The sequence below is a fragment of the Stenotrophomonas nitritireducens genome (assembly GCF_001431425.1).
Lineage (GTDB): Bacteria > Pseudomonadota > Gammaproteobacteria > Xanthomonadales > Xanthomonadaceae > Stenotrophomonas > Stenotrophomonas nitritireducens.
This window is the reverse complement of record NZ_LDJG01000035.1, coordinates 1-7781: the sequence shown is the minus strand read 5'-3', so window position 1 is coordinate 7781 and position 7781 is coordinate 1. Positions and strand designations below refer to the sequence as shown.

Sequence of the window (7781 nt, the reverse complement as noted above, 5' to 3'; positions counted from 1 at the left end):
CCACCCAGCAGAACGCCGCGCTGGTGGAGGAAGCCACCGCCGCGGCACGTTCGATGGAGGAGCAGGCGCAACAGCTGAGCGATGCGGTCTCCCAGTTCCGCCTGGCCGACACCGTCGCCTCTTCCCTGGCCCGGGTGGCCGCCGCGCCCTCGGCGCATCCGGCTGGGCGCAGCATCGGCATGGCCGGTGGCGGCATGCAGGAGTTCTGAACGCACGCCCCGTCCGCCGCCCATCCGGCGGCGGGGCTGCCATTCCCGGGGCGCTGGCAGCCTGCGACGGCTTCCAACGTCCCTGTTCACCAAAGTCATGAGCCGCTGTTCCGATGTCGAGGGACAGCAGGCCGCAGGAGGAAAGCCGTGCCCCACCCCCGTTCCGGTTCCAGCATCGTCAGCCGCCTGATGCTGGGCGTGGCCCTGATCGCGCTGCTTTCCTTCGGCGTGACCGCCGCCATCAGCTACTGGAAGAGCAGCCATGCGCTGCTTTCCTCCTCGCAGGAGGGCATGCGCAATCTCGCCGGCCTCGAGGCCGGGCGCATGTCGGCCGGGCTGACCGAGGCCTACGACACCGCCCGCACGCTGGCCGGCACCCTGCGCCTGCAGCACGAGCAGGGCATCCTGACCCGGCCGGCGGTGTCTTCGCTGCTCAGGCAGCAGCTGCTCGACCATCCGGACTGGCTTGGGGTGAGCACCCTGTGGGAAGCGGACGCCTTCGACGGCGCCGATGCCGCGCATACCGGCGATGAAGCCCACGACCAGAGCGGGCGCTTCATGAGCTACTGGGCCTGGGCCGACGGGGTCCCCTTCACCGAAGCGCTGCATGGCTACGACGTGGCCGGCGATGGCGACTGGTACCTCAAACCGCGCGAAGCCAAGCAGCCGATGCTGATGGAGCCGTTCACCTACGCGATCAACGGCAAGCAGGTGCTGATGACCACCCTGGCCATGCCGATCGTCGAGGATGGCCGCTTCCTGGGCGTGGTGACCGTGGACTTCGCCCTGTCCGCGCTGCAGGAGCGCCTCTCGCAGCTGTCGCCGATGGGCGAAGGCCATGTCGAGCTGCTGTCGCCCGCCGGCAGCGTGCTGGCCAGCCGCGACCCGGCGGAGATCGGCAAGCAGCGCGAGGACGCCGCCACCCGCGCGATGCTCGCGCGCATCTCCAAGGGCGAAGTGTCCGAGGCGTTCACGCCGGATGCCGATGGCAACGTGGCCGTGTACGTCCCGATCCAGGTCGGCGACACCGCGCAGCGCTTCGCCCTGGGCGTGGTCGTGCCGCAGGCGCTGCTGACCCGACAGGCGCATGTGCTGCTGTACATCGTCGCCGCCGTGGGCCTGCTCGCCGCGCTGGTGCTGTGCGTGGCGCTGTTCGTGCTGCTGCGCCGGCAGGTGGTGCTGCCGCTGGCCACCGCCGCCGGCGTCGCCGACGATATCGCCCACGGCAAGCTGGACGGCCGCATCGAGGTCACGCGCCGGGATGAGATCGGCACGCTGCTGCGTTCGATGCAGACCATGCAGGGCAACCTGCGCGACCGCATCGAGCGCGATGCCGCCGTCGCCGCGGAGAACCTGCGCATCCGTTCCGCGCTGGACGACGTCACCACCAGCGTGATGATCGCCGACGCCGACCTCAACATCATCTACGCCAACCGGCCGCTGTTCCAGATGCTGGGCAAGGCCGAGCAGGACATGCGCCGCGACCTGCCGAACTTCGACATGAAGACGCTGATCGGCAGCAACATCGACGTCTTCCACAAGCATCCGCCGCACCAGCGCAAACTGCTGGGCGACCTGCGCGGCACCCATCGCGCGCAGATCACCGTCGGCAACCATGTCATGCGCCAGATCATCAACCCGGTCACCGACGGCGACGGCCGGCGCCTGGGGTATGTCGTGGAATGGGACGACCGTACCGCCGAGGTGCAGGTCGAGCGCGAGGTCAGCGGCATCGTCGCCGCCGCCGCCAATGGCGAACTCTCCGGGCGCATCGTGCTGGACGGGAAAAGCGGCTTCCTGCTGCAGCTGTCGGAACAGCTGAACGACCTGCTGGACAGCTTCGCCGCCAGTGTCGGCCAGGTTTCGACCCTGCTCGGCGCCCTGTCGCAGGGCGACCTGACCGCGCGCATGGAAGGCGATTACCAGGGCGTGTTCGCGCGCATCCGCGACGACGCCAACGCCACGGTCGACCAGTTGACCTCGATCGTCGGCCGCATCCAGGGCGCCTCGTCGGCGATCAGCGGCGCCGCAGGCGAAATCGCCTCGGGCAACAACGACCTGTCGCGCCGCACCGAGCAGCAGGCGGCCAACCTGGAGGAGACCGCCGCTTCGATGGAGGAACTGACCTCCACCGTGCGCCAGAACGCCGAACACGCCCGCCAGGCCAACCAGCTGGCGCAGGGCGCGGCCGGCGTCGCCTCGCAGGGCGGACAGGTCGTGGGCCTGGTGGTCACCACCATGGCCGACATCGAGGCCTCGTCGAAGAAGATCGCCGACATCATCAGCGTCATCGACGGCATCGCCTTCCAGACCAACATCCTGGCCTTGAACGCCGCGGTGGAAGCCGCGCGCGCCGGCGAGCAGGGCCGCGGCTTTGCCGTGGTCGCCTCGGAAGTGCGTACCCTCGCCCAGCGTTCGGCGGGCGCCGCCAAGGAGATCAAGGACCTGATCGAGAACTCGGTCGGCAAGGTCTCCGAGGGCTCGCAGCTGGTGCACCAGGCCGGTACGACCATGGGTGAGATCGTCACCTCGGTGCAACGGGTGACCGACATCATGGCCGAGATCTCCGCCGCCTCGCAGGAGCAGAGCGCCGGCATCGAGCAGGTCAACCAGACCGTGATGCAGATGGACGAGACCACCCAGCAGAACGCCGCCCTGGTCGAGGAAGCTACCGCCGCGGCGCGCTCGATGGAGGAGCAGGCCAGCCTGCTGGCGGGCGCGGTGGCGGAATTCCGGACCCATGCCATCGCGGCCGCGCCAAACGCCCGCAAGGCATCCCCGCGCTCCGCGCCCCAACCCACGCCACCGCGTCCAAAGGCATCTCTCCGGTCCCGCGAGGCGGCAACCGCCGAGGTGGGCGACTGGCAGGAGTTCTGATCCGCGCCGCCCTTGTCCAGGGGCGGCGTTCCTGTAGCAAGCGTTGTTCCCGAAGTCTTCCGTTATCCCTTGATCGATGAAGGTTGAATCCCGAATGACCCCATGATGCCGGCCCGATCCACCATGGTTTCAAGCGCGAACTGCCAGAGAAACCGGTGCCGACGCCGCCATCGACAGCAAACCCAAACCAAAGGAATGACATGGATACGTTGAGGAATCTGAAGGTTGGTTCGCGGCTGGCTATCGGCTTCGGACTGGTGCTGCTGCTCATCGCCGCGATCCTGGCCGTTGTTCTGTATGGAAACAGGCTCAAGTCGGATCAGTTCCAGTACCTGACCAACGTCAACATGGTGAAGATGCGCCTGTTGAACGACATGCTCGACATCAACAACGCCGTCATCCGCGATCACCGGCTGATGCTGCTCAAGCGCGGCGACGGCTTCGCGCAGGACCTGGCGCAGCTCCACACGCTCGCCGGCAGGTACGACGAGATCTGGCAGCGGTACGTCAAGATTCCCCGCGATGCCGTCGGCGACCGCATGGTCGCCGAGATCGAAGCAGCGCGCAGTGCCGCCTCCGCATCGACCAAGGCGCTGGACGGCTTCATGGAAGCCGGCGATTTCGACGCTGCGGTCCAGGTCCTGCTCACCGAACAGGCATCCCGCGCCATCGCCTGGAACGACACCTTGTCGGCCCTGCTCAAGCACCAGGAAGTACTGACCCGCAAGAGCAGCGACGAATACAACGCCATCGAGAGCTGGACCGGCAAGTTGTCGCTCGGCATCGGCCTGCTGAGCCTCGTGCTCGGCGCACTGCTGGCTCTGCTGATCACCCGCAGCCTGACCCGGCCGCTGGGCATCGCGGTAGGCGTGGCCAACGGCATCGCCGGCGGTCGCCTGGACAACAGCATCGACGTGTCCGGCAAGGACGAAGTCGCCGATCTGCTGCGCGCCATGCAGCACATGCAGCGCCAGGTGCAGTCGGTCATCGCCGCGCAGGGCGAGATGGCCCGGCAGCACGAGGCCGGCACCATCAGCTACCGCATCGACGCCTCGTCTTTCGCCGGCGATTACCGGCGCATGATCGAGGAAAGCAATGCGCTGGTGGGCCAGCACATCGACGTGAAGCTGCGGGTCATCGAGGTGATGAAGCGCTACGCGCGCGGCGACCTGTCGATGGACATGGACCGCCTGCCCGGCGAGAAGGCCGCCATTACCCAGGCGATGGACGAAACCAAGGCCAGCCTGTCGGCGATCAATGCCGAGATCAAGCGCCTGGCCGGTGCCGCGGCGGCGGGTGATTTCAGCCTGCGCGGCGACGAGGGCCGCTTCGAGCACGACTTCGGCGACATGGTGGCCGGGCTCAACCGCCTGATGGAAACCACCGACGGCAACCTGTCCGAAGTCTCCGCCCTGCTGCAGGCCATCGCCCGCGGCGATCTCACCGCGCGCATGCACGGCGATTTCCACGGCGTGTTCGCCAGGATGCGCGACGACGCCAACGCCACTGTGGCGCAGCTGACCTCCATCGTCGGCCGCATCCAGCAGGCGGCCGGCAGCATCAACCTGGCCGCCTCGGAAATCGCCACCGGCAACAACGACCTGTCGCGCCGCACCGAGCAGCAGGCCGCCAACCTGGAAGAAACCGCCGCCTCGATGGAGGAACTGACCTCCACCGTGCGCCAGAACGCCGAGCACGCCCGCCAGGCCAATCAGCTGGCGCAAGGCGCGGCCGGCGTCGCCTCGCAGGGCGGACAGGTGGTCAGCCAGGTGGTCACCACCATGTCAGCCATCGAAGCCTCGTCGAAGAAGATCGCCGACATCATCAGCGTCATCGACGGCATCGCCTTCCAGACCAACATCCTGGCCTTGAACGCGGCGGTGGAAGCCGCGCGCGCCGGCGAGCAGGGCCGCGGCTTCGCCGTGGTCGCCAGCGAGGTGCGTACGCTGGCGCAGCGCTCGGCCGGCGCCGCCAAGGAGATCAAGGGCCTGATCGAGACCTCGGTCGACAAGGTGTCCGAGGGCTCGCAGCTGGTGCATCAGGCCGGCACCACCATGGGCGAGATCGTCAGCTCGGTGCAGCGGGTGACCGACATCATGGCCGAGATCTCGGCTGCCTCGCAGGAACAGAGCGCCGGCATCGAGCAGGTCAACCAGACCGTGATGCAGATGGACGAGACCACCCAGCAGAACGCCGCGCTGGTGGAGGAAGCCACCGCCGCGGCACGTTCGATGGAGGAGCAGGCCACCCAGCTGGCCGAGGCGGTATCGGTATTCCGCACGGGAGCCGGCGATGCCGGCGCCCACAGCCGGGCGGCCGGCCGCTCCCTTCCCCGCCCTGTCGCCGTTGCCCGCACTCCGGCCCCGAAGCTGGCGCCGGCCCCGCGCCCGATCGAACCGACGATGGTCGCCGATGCCGGCGACTGGCAGGAGTTCTGAACGCGATCGCGTGAAAAACCGCCACCGGTCCCGGTCGGGACCGGTGGCCTGACAGGAACTTCCCGACAGACGGTAGGGCAAGCCCTCAAGAACTGCCGCAACGGACCGATGAAGCTGGGGATTCCGTCCTCATCGGTCCATCCATGTCCGCTTCGTCACACCGTTCCTCGTCCGGCGAACGCAAGAGCAGCGTCGCCACCCGCCTGATGCTGGGCATCGCCCTGATCGCCTTGGCCGCCTTCGGCCTTACCGCCGCCATCAGCTACTGGAAAAGCAGCCGCGCCCTGCTGGCCTCCTCGCAGGCCACGCTGGAAAACCTGGCGCGCCTCGAGGCCCAGAACCTGGCCGCCGAGATGAGCCAGACCTACGATACGGTGCAGACCCTGGCCGAGAGCCTGGTCACCCAGCGCGGACAGATCAGCCGCGCCACCGTCTCGCAGACTTTCAGGCAGCAGCTGGAACTGCACCCCGAACGCGCCGGCATGTGCGTCCTGTGGGAACCGGATGCATTCGACGGCAAGGACGCGCAGTTCATCGATGCCCCCGAGCACGATGCCAGTGGACGTGCCATGAGCTACTGGGCGCGGGTCGGCGGCGAACTGGTGACCGAGCCGTTGCGCGACTATGAAGATCCCAAGCTCGGTGCCTGGTACGTCACCCCCAGGACGCTGAAGAAGCCGGTCATCATCGAGCCGTATCCCTACGAGGTCGGCGGCAAGACCCTGATGCTGACCACCATCGCCATTCCGATCATGGACGGCGACAAGGTACTGGGCGTGGTCACCTCCGACTTCGAGCTTTCGGCCCTGCAGGAACGCATCGCCCAGCTGCGCCCGATGGGCGAAGGCCGCGCCGAGCTGCTGTCGCCCATGGGCATGGTCGTGGCCTCGCCGGATGCGGCCAATGTCGGCAAGACGCGCGAGGACGACACCACCAGGGCGATCCTGGCCGCCGTCGCCGAGGACAAGCTCTATACCGACTTCAGGGCCGACGCCGGCGGCATGGTCGAAATCTATGCGCCGCTGCGCATTGGCAAGAGCGACCGCCGTTTCGCGCTGGGGGTGATGGTGCCGCGCGACCTGCTCACCGCGCAGGCGCGCTCGCTGCTCGGGCTTGTGGCGTTGGTCGGCCTGCTCGCCGCCGCCTCGCTCTGCGCCGGCCTGTGGCTGCTGCTGCGCGCAATGGTGCTGCGTCCGCTGGCCGACGCCGTGCGCGTTTCCGGCGATGTCGCCCAGGGCCGGCTGGACACCGCCATCCCCGAGCGCCGGAACGACGAGCTGGGCCAGTTGCTGCGCGCGCAGTCGCACATGCGCGAACAGATCAAGGCGGTCATCCACGCCCAGAGCGAGATGGCGCTTCGCCATGACGAGGGCAGCATCAGCCACCGCATCGACTCTTCCCGCTTCCCCGGCGATTACGGGGTGATGGTGGCCGGCACCAACCAGTTGGTCTCCAGCCATCTGGATGTGACGCAGCGGATCGTCGAAGTGATGCAGCGCTACGCGCGCGGCGACCTGTCGGTGGACATGGACCGCCTGCCCGGCGAGAAGGCCGCCATCACCCAGGCGATGGACGAAACCAAGGCCAGCCTGTCGGCGATCAATGCCGAGATCAAGCGCCTGGCCGGTGCCGCGGCGGCGGGTGATTTCAGCCTGCGCGGCGACGAAGGCCGCTTCGAGCATGACTTCGGCGACATGGTGGCCGGGCTCAACCGCCTGATGGAAACCACCGACGGCAACCTGTCCGAAGTTTCCGCCCTGCTTCAGGCCATCGCCCGCGGCGATCTCACCGCGCGCATGCACGGCGATTTCCACGGCGTGTTCGCCAGGATGCGCGACGACGCCAACGCCACCGTCGCCCAGCTGACCTCCATCGTCGGCCGCATCCAGCAGGCCGCCGGCAGCATCAACCTGGCCGCCTCGGAAATCGCCACCGGCAACAACGACCTGTCGCGCCGCACCGAGCAGCAGGCCGCCAACCTGGAGGAGACCGCCGCCTCGATGGAGGAACTGACCTCCACCGTGCGCCAGAACGCCGAACACGCCCGCCAGGCCAACCAGCTGGCGCAGGGCGCAGCCGGCGTCGCCTCGCAGGGCGGACAGGTGGTCAGCCAGGTGGTCACCACCATGTCGGCCATTGAGGCCTCGTCGAAGAAGATCGCCGACATCATCAGCGTCATCGACGGCATCGCCTTCCAGACCAACATCCTGGCCTTGAACGCGGCGGTGGAAGCCGCACGCGCCGGCGAGCAGGGCCG

Annotated in this window: 4 protein-coding genes; all 4 read left to right on the top strand. The window is 68.1% G+C overall.

The window, feature by feature from the left end; genetic code table 11:
* On the top strand, positions 1–209 hold a 209-nt coding region (locus ABB22_RS16725), incomplete at its 5' end, for a hypothetical protein (RefSeq protein WP_057505382.1).
* A gap of 189 nt (positions 210–398) precedes the next feature.
* Positions 399–3086 (top strand): methyl-accepting chemotaxis protein, encoded by a 2688-nt coding sequence (locus ABB22_RS18930; RefSeq protein ID WP_057505381.1) that lies wholly within the window; start codon positions 399–401, stop codon positions 3084–3086.
* 200 nt (positions 3087–3286) lie between these two features.
* The gene (locus ABB22_RS16715) at positions 3287–5524 is read left to right on the top strand and encodes a methyl-accepting chemotaxis protein (RefSeq protein ID WP_057505380.1); all 2238 of its coding nucleotides are present in this window, start codon (positions 3287–3289) and stop codon (positions 5522–5524) included.
* 143 nt (positions 5525–5667) lie between these two features.
* Positions 5668–7781 (top strand): methyl-accepting chemotaxis protein (locus tag ABB22_RS18925; RefSeq protein WP_057505379.1); only part of this gene is annotated, 2114 nt, incomplete at its 3' end.

Bases quoted from the DNA above. Each gene is read 5' to 3' on its own strand.
- ABB22_RS18930 (WP_057505381.1), top strand. From the start codon at position 399: ATGCTGGGCGTGGCCCTGATCGCGCTGCTTTCCTTCGGCGTGACCGCC.
- ABB22_RS16715 (WP_057505380.1), top strand. From the start codon at position 3,287: ATGGATACGTTGAGGAATCTGAAGGTTGGTTCGCGGCTGGCTATCGGC.